Here is a 17,611-nt window from a genome sequence, read left to right as displayed (position 1 = left end):
CAAAGCACGTAGTGTTCATGGATTTCTAGGAGGGATTTACGCGTCCTTGTGTGCATATCAACTGATCCATAAAAATAAGCCAACAATTCAAATTATGAAGTCATCGGCTTAAGCAGGATTCGGGTTATATTAAATAATTATTTTTAATTTTATCAGTCATTATAAGACTATAACTAACTTCATAGTAGGATAAATATAAAAAGCTTCAAACTAATTTGATTACTCTACCTTAGTTTGAAGCTTTATGATAACAATGAGGTTATCTTTATATTTAAGACAAATTTAATTGCTATGAATTAAATTTATCTTAATCACCATCTTTTGAAGCCTTATAAGCATACGCATAGTTATATCCGTACCTATAACCATTACCTGGCCCTTTTTGTACATCATTCAGAATAGCACCATTAACTTTCACATTAGCCTGTTCAAAACGAGTGACAGTAATTTCAAGTTCTTTAATTTGTGTTTTACCATGACGTGCAATTAATAGATTTACACCAGCATATTGTGCAATGATGATACCATCGGTTACGGCTAATATTGGCGGAGTATCAATCAATACGTAATCAAAACTAGCTGAAGCTTGCTCGAGAAAAACTTTGAACTTATCTGTACTGAGTAATTCAGATGGATTTACTGGACTTTTACCTCGAGTAACAAAGAACAAGTTATCAACCTGTGAGTTTTGAACTACATCTTCATAGCTATTTTGATGATTTAATAGTTCGGATAAACCTGGTTGTACTTCTTTATTAAAATATTTATTTAAATAACCACGACGTAAATCACCATCAATCACTAATACGCGGCTTCCGCTTTGAGCCAAAATAGTTGCTAGGTTGGTAGTAATAAATGATTTACCAATTTCAGGGGCCGGACCCGAAAGTGCAATAATATTATTTTTGGCATTACTCAAAGCAAAATGGATTGCAGTACGCATACTGCGTAAGCTTTCAATTGCAATATCACTACTATCCTTAACCGCAAGAATAGGGATGCTCTTTTTCTTTTTCAGTAAATTGACGCGACTTTCTTGGAGAGGAGATCGAGGAACTGTTGCATATACAGGCAGATCTAACTCTCTTTCAATTTGCGCTGAATCCTTGATTCCTGAACGCATCATATTGCGCAATAAAGCAAGTAATGTTCCTAAAAAACCGCCTAAGAAAATAGATAAAATTATAATTTGTAATTTCTTTGGTTTAATCGGTTCAATTGGTTCTACGGCAGTATCAACAATACGTACATTACCAATTTCACCGGCTTTAGCGATGCGAAGTTGTTGATAAGTATTAAGTAATCCGGTATATAACTGTTGTTTAACTTCAACCTCACGATAAAGTTGTAAGTAACGACGCTGTAAATCAGGAAGCTGCTTTAAAGTATTACCCAATGCTGCAATTTTGCTATTAATTGCACCAAGTTGAGCATTCATTTGTTCCATTACTGGATGTTCTTCAGTATAACGTGCAGAAGCTTCAGCAACTTTAAGTTCAAGTTCAGCTTTTTGTGTTTCTAGAGCGATACTTTGAGTCAAATACAGTTCTGATTCTTTAGTTAAGTCTACAGTATTATATTGCTGACGGAACTGGTTAAATTCACGTTCTACCTGATCTAGCTGTTGGCTCAACTCAGGGAGTTGTTCATCTAGAAACTTCAATGTTTGGGCAGATTCAGCTGAACGACGTTCAATATTTTGCTGGCTATAGGCTGTTAAGATGGCATTCAATACTTGAGTAATATGCTGTTTATCTTGGCCCTGATAATTTAATCCAAGTACACCCGTCATTTTACCTTTTTCAGCCACTGAATAATTATTAAGTATGCGTTGCACTGCTGCAGGTAACGTCAGCTTTTTAATATTATAAGTAGAATCTAAGAGATCTTTGCTATAAATGGCGACTTTCCAAAGACCATATCTTGATTGAATTTGACTGGTTTGGTTTAAAGGAGCAGTAAATATAATGTCATTTGTTGCTGCATCAGTTAAATTATATTTATTATCATCAAAACTTAATAACAGATTTTTGTTTTTATAATAGTTTGGAATATTAAACTGTCTTACATCAAAACTTTGCTCATTATCTTTGAAGAGTACTGATTTTGTCGTATATTGGATATCATAATTATGATTTTTTAATAATCGATTCCAGATCGAATCTTCAGTACCAGAAATTACAAGGTCTAAGTTTAACTGGTTAATTACTGAACCAAGCACAAGACGTGATTTTAAAATCTCGATTTCAGCTTGAGCCGGAGATTTTTGCTCAATCATATTAGAAAGATCACCTAATAAAGCTGCTGATGCTCCTTTACTATCTTCGACTTGTACCAGGGCATCTACGTTATAGGTATCTGGAGTGATCCTTAGATATAATAAAGCTGCAATTAAACTCAATAATATACAGATCGTGATCAGTTTCCATTGAGCAATTAAGGAAAAAAATAATTCCTTCAGATCAATAGTATCTTCGGTATTGGCAGTTTGGCTCATAATTTAAATATCAAAAAGTGAAAATATTAAAAAACTTAAATATATTTTTTCCAGTCAGTAATGCAGTCTTGAATCAATCTACAAGTTTCATCAAAGACTGTTTGATCATGCTGATAAGGATCGGCAATATTTTTACTTTGCCAATGCCCCAGTCTAAAGGTTTTACCTTTAGCAAAAGGCCAGGTTTGTTCTATATGTTTTTGCTGATTTTGGCTCATAACTAATATCAGGTCGGCTTTTTTAATGAGTTCTGCATTCAGTTTTTTTGCAACATGAGGACTCATATCAATTCCAAAGCGTTGCATACATAGACTCGCTTTTTCATCAGCTGCATGACCAATTAAACCAGAAATACCTGCAGATTCAATATTTAAATGAGGATATTCCTGTTTTAAAAAATATTCTGCCATTGGGCTACGACAAATATTACCAATACAGACCACTAAAATATTGTTAATTTTCATTAGTTCCCCAAACGATCTAAATTATACAATGCATTTGAGAAAGGAATAACCTGGTTAACTACACGTTGCCAGCGTGTAAGACCTGAAGCATCTACATAAACAATATCATTGCTACGCATTTTAAACTGATTTGCTAGGCCAAAGTCCCCAATATTACTGAGATCCATATGATATATTTCTGTCATTGGAGAATTTACATTACTTCGTACTACATAGATTTTACTGCGACTCGCAGAAAGTGGATTTAATCCCAAGCTTTCCCCAATAACATCGCTAAGACTCATGCCTTGGTCGCGTATAGGTAGTGACTGGTTTTTACCTGACTCACCCATAACGTAAATTTTTTGATTCTCACGATTATTGACATATAGGGTGTCATTAGGCTGTATTAATAAATTATGTAGAGAGAATCCTGCTTTTTCTAATTCTAAGGTATTCAAACTATAGGAACGTCCTTCACGAACTAACGTAATAGAAGTATTATCGCCTTGCTCAGGATTGATACCACCTGCCATTCCTAATGCTGTATAAACGCTCACAGGTTGGTCGTTGAGATAAAACTGGCCACCTTTTACAACATTGCCCTGAACCGAATATCTTTTACCTTGATATGATAATACCCGAACGATGACATCCGGAGTCTTTAAGTAACGTGATAACTGACTACGTAATTCACGATTGACCTGGGCTACTGATTTTCCTGAAGCTTGATAGCGTCCAATAATTGGAAAATGAATATAGCCATCTGAATCGATCTGGAAGCCATTCGCTTGTGCAGACTGGTCGCTATTAACACTATTACTTGGAGAAGTAAGTTCTGGATAAGCCCATAAATAAATAGATAAAATATCACCTGGACTCAACTGATAGCTGCGGTGTGATGTACTAAAAAGATGAGCATATTCTTGTTGAATATTATGTACAGCAGGCTGAGCAGCCATAATTGATTCTTGATCTAGCTTAATGACATTTACTGTAGTGCCGAGATCAGTTTGATAAACACCCTCACTAGGTAAGTCATTTGTTTGTAAACCAGAGGTGATTGCACACCCTGTAGTGGTGATACCACCTGCCAATAAAACAGCTAATCGAAAGTGTCGCACAGGCTTTCCTAAATATTAATTTTTAGATTCATTCAAATTGAAGTTATTCTACCGAAGTTACCAGTTATATACATAACAATTTGTAACTTATTAACAGCTTTTTTAAAAGGGAAAAATCAAGTTTATAAGAAACAATAATTATAATAAATAAAATACCAAATTTTCACAAAAAATATACATTACTTTATAATTTAAGTTATTTGAGCACAAATCATAATAGAAATTATATCGTTTTCTGATACTATTCGTGCCGGAAGATTTAATCTCTATAAGCACAGTATAAATAAGGCGTTGACATGCTATCTATTGCAGATTTAAAAATTGCGGTGATTGGTTTAGGTTATGTAGGTTTGCCACTTGCAGTAGAATTTGGGAAAAAAGTACCAGTAGTGGGTTTTGATATTTATCAAAAACGAATTGATGAACTTAGAAATGGCCAAGATCATACATTAGAAGTATCTCCAGAAGAACTCAAACAAGCTATTCATTTAAGCTATTCTGCTAATTTAGAAGATTTAAAAAATTGTAATTTTTTTATTGTCACTGTTCCCACACCAATTGATGAATTTAAACAGCCTGATTTAACACCATTAGTAAAAGCATCAACAAGTATTGGTAAAGTACTCAAAAAAGGTGATGTGGTTGTATATGAGTCCACAGTGTATCCTGGTGCAACTGAGGAAACTTGTATTCCTGTTTTAGAACAGGTATCTGATCTGAAATTTAATCAGGATTTTTTTGCAGGTTATAGTCCAGAGCGAATTAACCCAGGTGATAAGCTTCACCGTGTGACTAATATTCTAAAAATCACCTCAGGCTCAACTCCTGAAGTCGCTGAGTTCGTTGATCAAGTATATAATTTGATTATTGAAGCAGGTACGCATAAAGCAACCAGTATTAAAGTAGCTGAAGCTGCAAAAGTCATTGAAAATACCCAACGTGATGTCAATATTGCTTTAATTAATGAGTTGGCAGTAATTTTTAATAAGATGGGAATTGATACTGAAGCAGTATTACAAGCTGCAGGTACCAAGTGGAATTTCTTACCTTTCCGCCCAGGTTTAGTCGGTGGGCATTGTATTGGGGTGGATCCATACTATCTGACCCATAAAGCGCAAGCGATTGGCTATCATCCAGAAATCATTCTGGCAGGTCGTCGCCTGAATGACGGGATGGGGGCTTATGTAGTGACCCAATTGGTCAAAGCCATGATCAAGAAAAAAATCCAAGTTGAAGGCGCCAAGGTTTTAGTACTAGGTCTTAGCTTTAAAGAAAACTGTCCGGATATTCGTAATACCAAGATCATCGATATCGTGCATGAGTTACAGGAATACCATATTCAGGCAGATGTGTATGACCCTTGGGTCGATGCGGCTGAAGCAGAGCATGAATATGCGATTACTCCGGTCAAGAGTTTAGAGCAAGGTCAATATGATGCAGTGATTCTGGCAGTAGCACATGAGCAGTTTAAAGCCATGGGTGCCGCAGAGATTCGTGCCTTAGGCAAGCCAGAGCATATTTTATATGATTTAAAATATGTGCTGGATCAGTCTGAATCTGACCTGCGTCTATGATTTATTAAGGAAGCTATAAGAATGAGCCAATATCAAACTGTATGTGAGCAATTAAAGCAGCACCCAAAAACCTGGCTGGTAACGGGTGTAGCAGGCTTTATTGGCTCAAATTTACTGGAAACCTTATTAAAGCTTGATCAGACGGTAGTTGGATTGGATAACTTTGCTACAGGGCATCAGCATAACTTGGATGAAGTGCAGAGTCTGGTGACACCTGAACAATGGGCAAACTTTAAATTTTACGAAGGGGATATCCGTAATTTTGAAGATTGTCAAAAAGCCTGTGCGGGTGTGGACTATGTCTTGCATGAAGCAGCACTAGGTTCAGTACCACGTTCAATTGCTGACCCGATTACGACTAATGCAGCCAATATTACCGGCTTTTTAAATATGCTGACAGCTGCACGTGATGCAGAAGTCAAAAGTTTTACCTATGCCGCCAGCAGTTCAACTTATGGCGACCATCCAGCACTACCTAAAGTCGAAGAGAATATCGGTAAGCCACTTTCGCCTTATGCGGTTACTAAATATGTAAATGAGCTTTATGCTGAAGTCTTTGCACGCACTTATGGCTTTAAAACAATTGGTTTGCGCTACTTTAATGTCTTTGGTAAGCGTCAGGATCCGAACGGTGCCTATGCAGCCGTGATTCCAAAATGGACTGCAGCCATGATTGCCGGTGATGATGTGTTCATTAATGGTGATGGTGAAACCAGTCGTGATTTCTGTTTTATTGAGAATACGGTTCAGGCCAATATTCTGGCAGCTACTACGCAAAATGATGAAGCTAAAAATCAGGTTTATAATGTGGCAGTGGGGGATCGCACTACGCTAAATGATTTATTTAATGCTATTAAAGCTGCTTTAAATGAAAATGGTGTGACATATACGAAAGAGCCTGTATATCGTGATTTCCGTGCTGGGGATGTTCGACATTCACAGGCAAGTATTGAAAAGATTAAAAGCTTATTAGGTTATCAGCCAGAATTTGTAATTTCACAAGGAATTGATCAAGCAATGCCATGGTATACAGAGTTTTTAAAGTGATAGAACATAGATGAGTTTAAAAAAACAAGCCATAGCAGGGATCAAGTGGACATTTGTACAGCAGTTTAGTGTACAAGTTATTAATTTTGCAGTTCAGATTATTTTAGCAAGATTATTAATGCCTGAGATGTTTGGACTTGTTGCTATGGTAGTTGTTTTTATGTCTATAGGTCAGGCACTTATGGATGGAGGGATGACGAGTTCTATTATTAGAACTAAAAATCCTGATCAACTAGATTACTCTACTGTTTTTATAACTAACATAATTATGAGCCTAGGTGTATATGGGGTCATCTTTATAGCAGCTCCATATATAGCATTATTTTATAATCAGGAAATTTTAACTAATATTATTAGAATACTTTCACTTACTTTTGTGATTCGTGCCTTAGTTGCAGTACATATGGCTAAACTTACTAAAGAGATGAATTTTAAACTTCAAATGAAGCTGCAAATTCCATCAACAGTCATGGCAGGTATAGTTGGTATAAGTATGGCATATCAGGGGTATGGCGTATGGAGTTTAGTATGGTTAAATCTAATACAGGCCATAAGTTTTACAGTACAAACTTTAGTGTTTATGAAGTGGAGACCTTCATTAATATTTAACTTTGAAAGGTTTAAATATCATTTTAATTTTGGTTATAAATTAACCTTAGCGAGCCTGATAGATGTTATTTTTAATGATGCTTATCGCATAGCAATAGGAAAGCTTTATTCACCTGCTGCAGTAGGCTTTTTTCATCAGGCAGAGACATTGCGTCTTTTTCCTGTTCAGCAAATAAGTACTGTTGTTGGTAAAGTGACCTATCCTCTTTTTGCTAAAATGAATAATGATGATGCATTGAAATTTGCTTATAAAATTACTATGAAATTAGTGCTTATTTTAATTGTTCCTTTAATGTTGGGATTGATTTTAATGGCGGAAGAAGGATTTAGGTTTTTATTTGGTGAGAAGTGGTTACCAGCAGTACCATATTTCCAGATTTTAGCACTTGCCTCTATTGTGAGGCCTTTAAGTTCATATAATTTAAATATTTTAAAAGTTAAAGGTAGGAGTGATATTTTTTTACGAATTGAGATTCTTAAAAAGTTTATAGGGATTGCATTGCTTATTATTGGGTTAAATTTTCAAGTAATTGGTTTAGTAATTTCATTAACAGTTTTTTCATATATATCGTTTATAATTAATATGTATTTTAGTGGGAGTTTAATTTCATATTCAATAAAAGAACAATTAAAAGATACATTATTATTGTATATGCTAGGTGGGTTTGTTTTTTTGTTACTATATTATGTAAAATATAATTTTAACTATATTGCTCACTTTGATTTTATTAGTGTTTTTGTATATATTTTTTTATTTTTCCTTATCTATTATCTGATTTTAAGTGTTCTTGATAAAGAGCTATTGGAAACTATTAAAAACATTAGAAAGGGATAAAATTTATGTTTAATTGTTATTTTTTAGAAAAAGGATATGGAAATGTTTAATAAAGTATTTGAGTCTGAAATGTTGTTTACAGGTTATTATGGACAGTTAAATACAGGTGATGATGCTTTTGTAGTAGTTGCAGATTGGGGCGCCAGAAAATATTGGCATAAGACTAATAATAGGTTTTTAGCAATTAAAAAAAATTTACCAGAAATTAGTGGAGTAAACGGCTATCCTTTTAGTTTTCCTTGCACATATAGTAGTCAAAATAAATTATTAATTTCGAATACGAATTATTTAATATCTGCTGGTGGATCAACTATACATAGTGCCTTACAAAAAAATAATATTAAACAATTAGCATTAAATGAAAAACGAAATGGCTCAAAAATAAAAATTGGTGGAATCGGTGTATCAATTGGTCCTTTTAAAACTAGTAGAGATGAAAAAGCTGTAATTGAATATCTAAAAAATATAGATTTTTTAGCAGTGCGCGATCAAAGATCATATGATTTTGTGAAACAGTTAAACTTGCCATATAAACCAATTAATTCTTTTGATTTAGCTGCTCTATTACCAGAAATTTATGGAAATAATGAAAAAACAATTATGAAAAATAGTATGAAAACTATAGGAATAAGTGTATGCCCTGTAGAAAGTATAACAGGAGCTAATATAGAAAAAGAGAAAGAGAGAAATAACAAAACTGTAGAGCTAATAAAACTATTAGACTTAAAAGAAGATATTCATTTTAAATTCTTTATTATAAATGGAAGTAATAAAGTTGGTGACTTAAACTTGACAAGAGAAACTATATCTAAAGTACAGCCTAAAAGTTATGAAATAATAGAGTATAGTAAAAATACATACTATATTTGGAGTGAAATTTCAAAATGTGATTTCGTTATCTCTACACGATTACATGCTGCAATTTTTGCATGTTTTTCAAATACACCATTTATGTTAAATGAATATCATATAAAATGCTCAGATTTTCTTGATGATGTAGGGCATAATATAGATTATCGCTTATATGATAATGATTATGATATTTTTAGAAAAGTTAATACGATTTTAGATGTTCTTAGTCAAAATTCTAGTTATATTTTTCCATCAAATATTCAAGATATGGTAAAGAAGTCTGAATTAAATTTTATAGGTATAGATATTTAACATGTTTTCTGTAGTAATCCCCTTATACAATAAAGAACTTAGTATCCAAAACACTATACAATCTGTCTTGAATCAAAGTTATCAGAATTTCGAAATAGTGATAATTGATGATGGATCTACTGATAGTAGTGTTGATGCTGTAAAATCTATAAGTGATGAAAGAATTCGACTAATACATCAAGAAAATCAGGGTGTTTCTGCTGCAAGAAATCGAGGTATAAAAGAAGCGAGCTATGAATGGATCGCTTTTTTGGATGGAGACGATCTGTGGGAACCTAATCATTTGGAAGAAATTGTTAAAATGATGAAGGTTTTCCCAGAGAATAAGGTTTATGTTACTTCATTTGAGTTTTCTGATAAACGAAAAATGTTTAAGCATGAAAGAAAAAGTCCAATTTTTAAAATAGAGAATTATTTTAAAGAAGCAATAAAAGAAAATTTATTATGGACAAGTATTGTAGTTGTACATGCTCAATGTTTTCTTGATGTTGGTGGTTTTAATATAAATCTAAATCGTGGGGAAGATTTAGATTTATGGGCTAGATTAGCACGTAAATATTGTATAATAAAAAGTTCTGTAGTTACAGCTACATATCGAATAGAAGCTGAAAATCGAAGTTCATTATCTTTTGATATTAATAAAAGTCGAGTTTATCTTTATGATTTTTCAGTTTCAACTACAAATGAAGAAAAATTATATTATGAGGATCAAGTCATTAAATCATTGCGTGATTTTATAACAAGAAGAAACTTTAGAAATTTTTTCTTGTTATTAAGGAAACATGTGAAAAATATTTCATTAATCAAACTTTTAAGGAATTAATTACTATGCGTTTTCTAATTACTGGTGATTTAGTTGTTAATCAGGAATATGATCCTGAAAAAAATATTGATTTACAGCTTGTAAAATTATTTGAAAGTTCTGATTTTAATATTGTGAATTTAGAAGCACCTGTTACGCAAAGTGAAAATAAAATTATAAAAACAGGGCCTCATTTGAAAGCAAATAAAAATTCCACTTTAGGAGTTTTAAAAAAATTAAACATTAATATTATTGCTTTAGCAAATAATCATATTAAAGATTATAGTGAACAAGGTGTTTTAGATACTATTGATTTTTGTAAGAATAACGATATAAATATAATGGGTGCAGGTAAGAATTTAAAGGAAGCTTCAGAGACTAAAATATTAAATACTATTGAAGGAAAAATTGCTTTAATAAATATTGCTGAAAATGAATGGTCAAGTGCTGGTGAAAATAATGCTGGTGCTAATGGTATGAATTTTATAAAAGATATTAGAAAGATTCAAGAAGCAAGGGAAAATTATGATTTTGTATTTGTAATTATTCATGGGGGACATGAATACTATAATTTACCTAGTCCTAGGATACGAGAGCAATATCGATTTTATATAGAACAAGGCGCAGATCTAGTGGTAGGTCATCATACTCATTGTATGAGCGGTTTTGAGATATATAATGGAAAACCAATATATTATAGTTTAGGGAATTTTTTATTTACTAAAAAAAATGTCAATGAAGAATGGTATGAGGGATTGGTTTTAGGTGTTGAAATTAACAATGGGATTCTTGAATCTCGTTTGTACCCTGTAAAACAGACTAAAGAAAATTTTAGTATATGTTTGTTACAAGGCTCTGAAAAAGAAAATGTGTTTGTAAAGATTAATAGTTTAAATCAAAAAATCATTAATGATGCAATTTTGTTTAAAGAATGGAAGGAGTTTACTCAGTCCAAATCAAGAATGTATTTGAATTATTTATCTCCTCTAAGCTTCATTAGATCTAAAGTGATATCAGCTATTCTTTTTAAGTTGAAAATTAAGTTAATAAATAAAGTCGGTTTAGCTCTTTATTTAAATTTAATTAGATGTGAAGCTCATAGTGATGTGTCTAAAGAAATTCTAAAGGATTATTTAAATAAATGAAAATTGGTATACATCATCGAAATAATAGTTTTTCAGATCGTTGGATTCAGTTTTGTCAAGAAAATAGTATTGACTTTAAAATTGTAGATGCTTTTCATAGTGATATCATTGAACACTTGAAAGACTGTGATGCATTTATGTGGCATCATCATCATGCCGATTTTAAAGATGTGACAGCTGCTAAAAAAATCTTGTTTGCATTAGAGCATGCTGGAATAAAAGTATTTCCTGATTTTAAAACCGGTTGGCATTTTGATGACAAAGTTGCTCAAAAATATTTGCTAGAAGCAATTAATGCACCTTTAGTTCCAAGCTATGTATTTTATGACAAGCAACAAGCTTTAAATTGGGCTAAAGAAACTACTTATCCAAAAGTTTTTAAACTTAAAGGTGGTGCTGGAGCTTCAAATGTAAAGCTGGTTAGAAGTTATTCACAAGCTATAGCACTAATTAATACGGCATTTGGTTGTGGTTTTGCTCAATTTGATCGTTTAGGATACTTTAAGGAAAGATTTAATAAATTTAAAAATGGAAAAGATACTTTTCTTGGTGTTCTAAAAGGGTTTGCTCGAGTTTTTATTGTTCCTGAATTTTCTAAACAACAGCCTGTAGAAAAAGGTTATATCTATTTTCAAGAATTTATTTCAAACAACGATTCTGACATAAGGGTAATTGTGATAGGTGATAAGGCTTTTGCAATTAAGCGAATGGTTAGAGAGAATGACTTTCGTGCCTCAGGAAGTGGTAATATTATTTACGATAAAAATGAAATTAATGAAAATTGTATCAAATTAGCATTTGAAGTTAATAGTAAAATTGAGTCAGCATGTACTGCTTTTGATTTTGTAATTCATGATGATAAACCCCTTATTGTAGAAATTAGTTATGGATTTGCTATTTCAGCTTATGATAGTTGTCCTGGTTATTGGGATAGTAATATGGACTGGTATGAAGGTCATTTTAATCCTCAACAATGGGTAATTGAAAATTTGATAAAAAAATAATATAAATTTTTCTTAGGGTGATCTTGTGCTTCTATTTCTAAGTATTTCTTTTCTGCTCTTATTAGGCACTTTATTACCTAAAGAAAAGCAGAATGTATATCTCTTAATTAGTTTTATTGTTTTATTTATTCTTTCTGCTTTTAGAGATGTTAGTGTTGGAACTGATACATATAATTATGAGACGACTTTTAATAACTTGGAAAATGGTATTTATTGGGTTAAAGAACATATTGAACCAGGTTGGGTCTTTCTTAATGAGCTTACTCTATACTTTGGTCTCGGATTCCAAAGTTTATTATTTTTAGTATCATTCATTACTCTAGCATTTGTTTTTACAGTTGCAGTAAAAAATAGCCCTAATCCAATGTTAACAATTTTTTTATATTATAATTTATATTTTTATTTTTTGAGTTTTAATATATCTAGACAAATGCTGGCTGCTAGTATTATTTGTTTTTCATTTTTTTACCTCTTAAGAAAGCAGTATTTAGTTTTTATATCTTTTGTTTTATTGTCATCTCTTTTTCATATTTCATCTTTAGTTGCTATTTTGTTTGTTTTTTGGGATTTTATTAATCTCAAGAAAATAAATTATATTTTTCTAATCATTTTATCTTTTTTTATTGGTTTGTTTGGCTATGATTTTATTTATTTAATTTTGGATAGGTTTGTTATTGAGGATTTTAGTTATATTAGAGATGAGAATTCTGGAAATATTCTAGGGAACGCTTTATATTTAATTTTATTCAATTCCTTTATTTTTGCATTGATGATGCCATTTAGAAAAATTGATAATTATTTTAAGTATATTTTATTATTTACTATAATCATGAATTTAATAATAAGGGTACCTTATGGTGTAAGATTATTAATTTATTTTTCAATATATCAAATAATTTTTTATCCTTATTTTATTGAGTTGTTAAAGGGTAGGGAGATGAAAATATTTTATTTATCATTAATATTATTATTTAGTTATTTTATTTTATTATATAATTTTGGTTATGGTGGAATTTTACCTTATTCTAATTCCATTTTTTAGTTTTATTGTATTAAGTTTATTGAGTTGGAATGTTGAAGATACATAAAGTAGTTTTTTTCTTACCTAGCTTAGGTGGTGGCGGTGCAGAACGTACGGTTATTCAACTCGCCAATAGTTTTGCTGAATATGGTTTAAATATTCATTTACTCGTGTGTGACCTAAATGGTGAAAAGGCTACGTTGTTGCCGGAAATCAGCTCGAAGGTTGAATTGGTAAATTTGAATTGTGGTCGGGTGATGAAGAGTATCACACCGTTGAAAATAAAGATGAGAACTGAGCACTATGATTGCTTAGTCGCAACCCAAACGCATACCAATATTGTTGCAGGTATTGCCAAAAAATTAGCAGGCGTAAATACACGATTAATTTTCCGTGAAGTTTCCACGCCGTCGAAAAACATGAAGTTACAAGGCATCGCTAAGTTTGTACTGAAAACTTTAGTGAATTGGACTTATCCATTAGCACAGCAAGTGGTTTGCGTATCTAAAGGTGTGGAAGCGGATTTTCGTGACTATTATGGTTATAAGAAAAATAACCTCGTCACGATTTATAACCCTGTGCTGGATGATGCCTATTTTGAAAAACTCAAAATGCCTGTAGCACACCAATTTTTTAATGAGAACAATAAAGTCATTTTAGCGGTGGGGCGTTTGACTGAAGCCAAGAACTTTGGTTTTCTGATTCGCTCTTTTAAAGCTTTGCATGATCAGCATCCTGATACGCGACTCATTATCTTGGGTGAAGGTGAACTACGTACTGAGTTTGAGGCTTTAATCGCTGAACTCAGTTTAACTGAAGTGGTGGATTTACCCGGTTTTGATTCGAATCCCTATGCCTATTTTAAGTATGTATCACTGTTTGTACTGAGCTCCAATTGGGAGGGTTTACCTGGGGTGCTGATTCAAGCCTTGGCATCGAAAGTGAAAGTAGTCAGTACCAATTGCCCAAGTGGCCCAATGGAAATTTTAGATGATGCCAAGTTTGGCTTATTGGTCGAATGCAATGATCAGGCAGGGCTAACTCAAGCAATGCATCAGGCGATTTTTGCCGATTATGTGAAGTTTTCTCATGTTGATTTTGAAGCCCATATTCAGCAGTTCCATAAACAAACCGTGCTGAAACAGTATTTACGCATCATGGAGTCAACCTCATGAATAAACCCTTAATGGTGCATGTGATCAGCAACTTTGCCGGTGTTGGTGGTGCTGAGATGATGCTGGGACGTTTGATTCAATATACCGAAGGTCAGTACCAGCACGTGATCATCAGTTTGATGAAAACCTCTAAGGTGTATCAAAGTACGCTAGATCGTTGTCAGTCACACTATGCTTTGGGTTGGAACGGACTGAATACGTTTGGAGTGATTAAAAAGCTGCGTACGTTACTGAAAAATTTACAACCAAAAACTGTACAATGTTGGATGTATCATGCCAATGTACTCACTAGCTTTAGTGTTATCGGCTTGGCGCAAAAGCCAAGGGTGGTATGGGGCATTCATCATTCACTTGCATCACCAAAAGATGAATCGATTAGTACGAAAATTGCTCTTGGTCTAAGTAAGATTTTATCCAAACAGCCAAGTGCCATTATTTACTGTGCACATTCATCTAAACAACAACATAGTGACTTTGGCTTTGAAAATGCTCATCAATATGTGATTGCCAATGGTGTTTTTCTTGATAAGTTTCAACCCAATACACAACTGTATGAACCAACTGTGATTGGTTTTGCAGGACGTTATCACCCTGCAAAAGGTTATCCGTATCTGTTTGAGACCATGGATTTGCTGAAAAATGAAAATATTATTTTTAAAATTGCCGGTAGTGGGGCAAGTTTTAATAACAAGGAAGTCAAGGCCTTATTTGAGCAGTATCAATTAGATAGCCAAAAAGTACAGCTCCTTGCTCAAGTCTCCGATATGCCTGCGTTTTATCAATCGATTGATGTTTTTTTAATGACGTCGATTACTGAGGGCTTCCCGAATGTGTTGGTGGAAGCGATGGCTTCAGGTTTACCGTGTATCAGTACTGATGTAGGGGATGCCAAATACATTGTGCAAGATTTAGGGGCGATTGTTCCACCAAGAAATCCCCAAGCTCTCGCGGATGCTATTTTGCAATATGCCCAAAAATCCCAAGCAGAAAAACAAGCCTTAAAACAAGCAACCCGTGAACGGGTAGAGCAGAATTTCAGTATCGAAAAAGTCAGCGAGCAATATAAAGCTGTTTGGAGTACTTAACTTGAAAATTGTTTATATTGTGAATGTAGATTGGTTTTTTATCTCCCATAGACTGCCTATTGCACTTGAAGTTTTGAAACAAGGTCATGAAGTTCATATCTTTACAAAAGATACTGGAAAGATGGATTACCTAAAATCGTTAGGTTTGAAAGTACATCCTATTAATTTAGAGAGAGGATCTATTAACCCGTTTAGTTCTTTTAAATTACTTTTTGATTTAAAAAATAAATTAAAGAAAATTAAACCTGATGTAGTGCATTTAGTCACAATTAAACCTGTACTGATTGGCGGTTTGGCTTCAATTTTGGCTAAAGTTCCTTCTATTGTGTATGCAATTTCAGGACTGGGTTTTATTTTTACCAATACCATGCTAAAAGCCAAAATCTTGCGTTTAGGCATTATTCCTTTGTATCGCCTTGCACTTAGTGCAAAAAATAAAACAGTTATAGTACAGAATTTGGATGACTTAAGGATATTACGACAATATGTAGCTATTCCTGAATCGCAAACCGTACTTATTCCGGGTTCAGGTGTAGATTTAAAACAATTTGATTTTCAGCCCATACCTTTAAAAAATAAAATAGTGCTCATGGCTTGCCGTTTACTTGCAGATAAAGGTGTGTATGAATTTCATAAAAGTGCCCGGTTATTGAAAGATAAATATCCTGATGTAAGATTTGTTTTAGTAGGCGGTATTGATCCTGATAATCCTACTTCATTAACTAAAAAAGAGTTAAATGAATGGGTAAAAAAAGGAGACTTGGAGTGGTGGGGGCATCAAAGTAATATGTCTGAAGTTTTGAGCCAAGCCACCGTAGTCGTTTTACCTTCATATCGAGAAGGAATGCCAAAAGTATTATTAGAAGCTCAGGCTTTAGGCCGGCCCATTGTAACTACAGATGTGCCAGGTTGCCGTGAAGCCATAGAAAATGGCAAGACAGGTTTTCTTGTACAGGTAAAAGATGAACATAGCTTAGCAAATGCGATTGAGAAATTAATCACTAATGATGAATTATGTTTAGAGTTTAGTCACAATGCACGTGCTTTAGCAGTACAAAAATTTGATATAGAGCAAGTCGTAAAAACACAGATAAATATTTATGAAAACTTAGTGCAGAGTCAGCATGCAAACTAAAATACTTGTTACAGGCAGCAGCGGTTTCTTAGGCCAATATCTAGTTCAGTTTTTGGCTGAAAAAGGCTATTCAATTTTAGCACATACACGTAATGTCCAAACATTTGCTCATCCTAATATAAGCAATATCAATTTTGACTTAAATGATAACTTGGATAGTGTTGACCTTTCCCAAGTAGAGGTCATTATACATTGTGCAGGACGCGCACATGTCATGGATGAAACTGCAGCATCTCCACTCGAAGCATACCGTCAAACCAATGTACTCGGTACCTTAAACCTTGCACAAAAAGCAGTAGAAAATGGCGTAAAACGTTTTATTTATTTAAGTAGTATTAAAGTAAATGGCGAACAAACCACGACACAAGCTTTTCACCCCAATGATCATGTCCACACAGATGATCCGTATGGCTTATCTAAATATGAAGCAGAACAGGCATTACTTGATTTGTCTAAAGAAACAGGGTTTGAAGTTGTCATTATACGTCCGGTTTTGATTTATGGGCCTAATGTGAAAGCCAACTTTAAAAGTATGGTGAACTTGGCAACTAAAAAACTACCTCTACCGATTGGTTGCTTAAACAATAAACGCAGTATGGTGAGTGTTTATAACTTGGCTGACCTGATTCATACGTGTATGACTCATCCAAATGCCAACCGTGAAGTATTTTTAGCCAGTGATCAGGATGACATTTCAGTCAAACAACTATTTGAAAAATTAGCAAAATACCAAAATAACCAATTATTAATGTTACCTATACCGAAAAGCTTGATCAGTTTTCTTGCAAGCTTGGTGGGGAAAAAAGCAGTGGCTTCACGTTTATGTTCAGAACTGGTGGTAGATACCACTAAAAATACACAACTTTTAGGTTGGACAGCACCCTATACTGTCGATGCGAGTCTAGAAAAAATGTTTAATTCCTCTCATTCCGCATAAGTTTAGTCATAAAT

General features: G+C 33.3%; 15 protein-coding genes and 1 pseudogene. 13 read left to right on the top strand and 3 right to left on the bottom strand.

Translation table 11 applies throughout. The annotated features are described in order from the left end of the window. Positions 1 to 112 (top strand): annotated as a pseudogene (locus FTV34_RS09720) (IS982 family transposase); the annotation flags it as partial. 195 nt (positions 113 to 307) lie between these two features. On the opposite strand, the gene FTV34_RS09715 reads toward FTV34_RS09720, so the two are convergent. From FTV34_RS09715 to FTV34_RS09705, 3 genes are read right to left on the bottom strand one after another with little or no spacing between them, the layout of a single operon-like run. Continuing rightward, entirely contained in the window at positions 308 to 2,497 is a 2,190-nt protein-coding gene (locus FTV34_RS09715) for a polysaccharide biosynthesis tyrosine autokinase (RefSeq protein ID WP_180070057.1), read from the bottom strand. Positions 2,498 to 2,532: 35 nt separating this feature from the next. Continuing rightward, positions 2,533 to 2,961, bottom strand: coding sequence for a low molecular weight protein-tyrosine-phosphatase (locus FTV34_RS09710; protein ID WP_034706709.1), 429 nt, complete (start codon positions 2,959 to 2,961; stop codon positions 2,533 to 2,535). Continuing rightward, on the bottom strand, positions 2,961 to 4,064 hold the full coding sequence (locus FTV34_RS09705) for a polysaccharide biosynthesis/export family protein (protein ID WP_180070055.1): 1,104 nt from the start codon (positions 4,062 to 4,064) through the stop codon (positions 2,961 to 2,963). The genes FTV34_RS09710 and FTV34_RS09705 overlap by 1 nt, the downstream gene beginning before the upstream one ends. Positions 4,065 to 4,360: 296 nt before the next feature. Here FTV34_RS09705 and tviB point away from each other — a divergent pair, with 296 nt between their 5' ends. From tviB to FTV34_RS09645, 12 genes are read left to right on the top strand one after another with little or no spacing between them, the layout of a single operon-like run. Then, the gene (gene tviB / locus FTV34_RS09700) at positions 4,361 to 5,638 is read left to right on the top strand and encodes a Vi polysaccharide biosynthesis UDP-N-acetylglucosamine C-6 dehydrogenase TviB (protein ID WP_180011527.1); all 1,278 of its coding nucleotides are present in this window, start codon (positions 4,361 to 4,363) and stop codon (positions 5,636 to 5,638) included. Between the two features lie 21 nt (positions 5,639 to 5,659). After that, positions 5,660 to 6,685: an NAD-dependent epimerase/dehydratase family protein gene (locus FTV34_RS09695; RefSeq protein WP_180070053.1), complete on the top strand. Its 1,026-nt coding sequence runs from the start codon at positions 5,660 to 5,662 to the stop codon at positions 6,683 to 6,685. Between the two features lie 10 nt (positions 6,686 to 6,695). Continuing rightward, positions 6,696 to 8,129: a lipopolysaccharide biosynthesis protein gene (locus FTV34_RS09690; protein ID WP_180070051.1), complete on the top strand. Its 1,434-nt coding sequence runs from the start codon at positions 6,696 to 6,698 to the stop codon at positions 8,127 to 8,129. A 42-nt stretch (positions 8,130 to 8,171) separates the two neighbouring features. Then, positions 8,172 to 9,293: a polysaccharide pyruvyl transferase family protein gene (locus FTV34_RS09685; RefSeq protein ID WP_180070049.1), complete on the top strand. Its 1,122-nt coding sequence runs from the start codon at positions 8,172 to 8,174 to the stop codon at positions 9,291 to 9,293. Between the two features lies 1 nt (position 9,294). Beyond that, a complete protein-coding gene (locus tag FTV34_RS09680; protein ID WP_180070047.1) occupies positions 9,295 to 10,116 on the top strand; it encodes a glycosyltransferase family 2 protein in 822 nt (273 codons plus the stop codon). Positions 10,117 to 10,121: 5 nt separating this feature from the next. Continuing rightward, positions 10,122 to 11,240, top strand: coding sequence for a CapA family protein (locus tag FTV34_RS09675; RefSeq protein WP_180070046.1), 1,119 nt, complete (start codon positions 10,122 to 10,124; stop codon positions 11,238 to 11,240). After that, a complete protein-coding gene (locus tag FTV34_RS09670; protein ID WP_180070044.1) occupies positions 11,237 to 12,244 on the top strand; it encodes a RimK family alpha-L-glutamate ligase in 1,008 nt (335 codons plus the stop codon). Before FTV34_RS09675 ends, FTV34_RS09670 begins: the two co-directional genes overlap by 4 nt. Positions 12,245 to 12,269: 25 nt before the next feature. Next, positions 12,270 to 13,286, top strand: coding sequence for an EpsG family protein (locus FTV34_RS09665; protein WP_180070042.1), 1,017 nt, complete (start codon positions 12,270 to 12,272; stop codon positions 13,284 to 13,286). A gap of 29 nt (positions 13,287 to 13,315) precedes the next feature. Next, entirely contained in the window at positions 13,316 to 14,440 is a 1,125-nt protein-coding gene (locus FTV34_RS09660; RefSeq protein WP_180070040.1) for a glycosyltransferase, read from the top strand. Beyond that, positions 14,437 to 15,525 (top strand): glycosyltransferase, encoded by a 1,089-nt coding sequence (locus FTV34_RS09655; protein WP_180070038.1) that lies wholly within the window; start codon positions 14,437 to 14,439, stop codon positions 15,523 to 15,525. Before FTV34_RS09660 ends, FTV34_RS09655 begins: the two co-directional genes overlap by 4 nt. Before the next feature lies 1 nt (position 15,526). Further along, the gene (locus tag FTV34_RS09650) at positions 15,527 to 16,660 is read left to right on the top strand and encodes a glycosyltransferase family 4 protein (RefSeq protein ID WP_180070036.1); all 1,134 of its coding nucleotides are present in this window, start codon (positions 15,527 to 15,529) and stop codon (positions 16,658 to 16,660) included. Then, positions 16,650 to 17,597 (top strand): NAD-dependent epimerase/dehydratase family protein, encoded by a 948-nt coding sequence (locus FTV34_RS09645; protein ID WP_180070034.1) that lies wholly within the window; start codon positions 16,650 to 16,652, stop codon positions 17,595 to 17,597. The genes FTV34_RS09650 and FTV34_RS09645 overlap by 11 nt, the downstream gene beginning before the upstream one ends. The last annotated feature ends 14 nt before the right edge of the window (positions 17,598 to 17,611 follow it).

The sequence above is a fragment of the Acinetobacter sp. YH16038 genome (assembly GCF_013417275.1).
Lineage (GTDB): Bacteria > Pseudomonadota > Gammaproteobacteria > Pseudomonadales > Moraxellaceae > Acinetobacter.
This window is presented reverse-complemented; position numbering and strand designations above follow the sequence as displayed.

What these genes read in the sequence shown, in the direction of transcription:
- FTV34_RS09715 (WP_180070057.1), bottom strand. Translation starts at nt 2,497, where the DNA reads ATGAGCCAAACTGCCAATACCGAAGATACTATTGATCTGAAGGAATTA.
- FTV34_RS09710 (WP_034706709.1), bottom strand. Translation starts at nt 2,961, where the DNA reads ATGAAAATTAACAATATTTTAGTGGTCTGTATTGGTAATATTTGTCGT.
- tviB (WP_180011527.1), top strand. Translation starts at nt 4,361, where the DNA reads ATGCTATCTATTGCAGATTTAAAAATTGCGGTGATTGGTTTAGGTTAT.
- FTV34_RS09695 (WP_180070053.1), top strand. Translation starts at nt 5,660, where the DNA reads ATGAGCCAATATCAAACTGTATGTGAGCAATTAAAGCAGCACCCAAAA.
- FTV34_RS09690 (WP_180070051.1), top strand. Translation starts at nt 6,696, where the DNA reads ATGAGTTTAAAAAAACAAGCCATAGCAGGGATCAAGTGGACATTTGTA.
- FTV34_RS09685 (WP_180070049.1), top strand. Translation starts at nt 8,172, where the DNA reads ATGTTTAATAAAGTATTTGAGTCTGAAATGTTGTTTACAGGTTATTAT.
- FTV34_RS09680 (WP_180070047.1), top strand. Translation starts at nt 9,295, where the DNA reads ATGTTTTCTGTAGTAATCCCCTTATACAATAAAGAACTTAGTATCCAA.
- FTV34_RS09675 (WP_180070046.1), top strand. Translation starts at nt 10,122, where the DNA reads ATGCGTTTTCTAATTACTGGTGATTTAGTTGTTAATCAGGAATATGAT.
- FTV34_RS09670 (WP_180070044.1), top strand. Translation starts at nt 11,237, where the DNA reads ATGAAAATTGGTATACATCATCGAAATAATAGTTTTTCAGATCGTTGG.
- FTV34_RS09660 (WP_180070040.1), top strand. Translation starts at nt 13,316, where the DNA reads ATGTTGAAGATACATAAAGTAGTTTTTTTCTTACCTAGCTTAGGTGGT.
- FTV34_RS09655 (WP_180070038.1), top strand. Translation starts at nt 14,437, where the DNA reads ATGAATAAACCCTTAATGGTGCATGTGATCAGCAACTTTGCCGGTGTT.
- FTV34_RS09645 (WP_180070034.1), top strand. Translation starts at nt 16,650, where the DNA reads ATGCAAACTAAAATACTTGTTACAGGCAGCAGCGGTTTCTTAGGCCAA.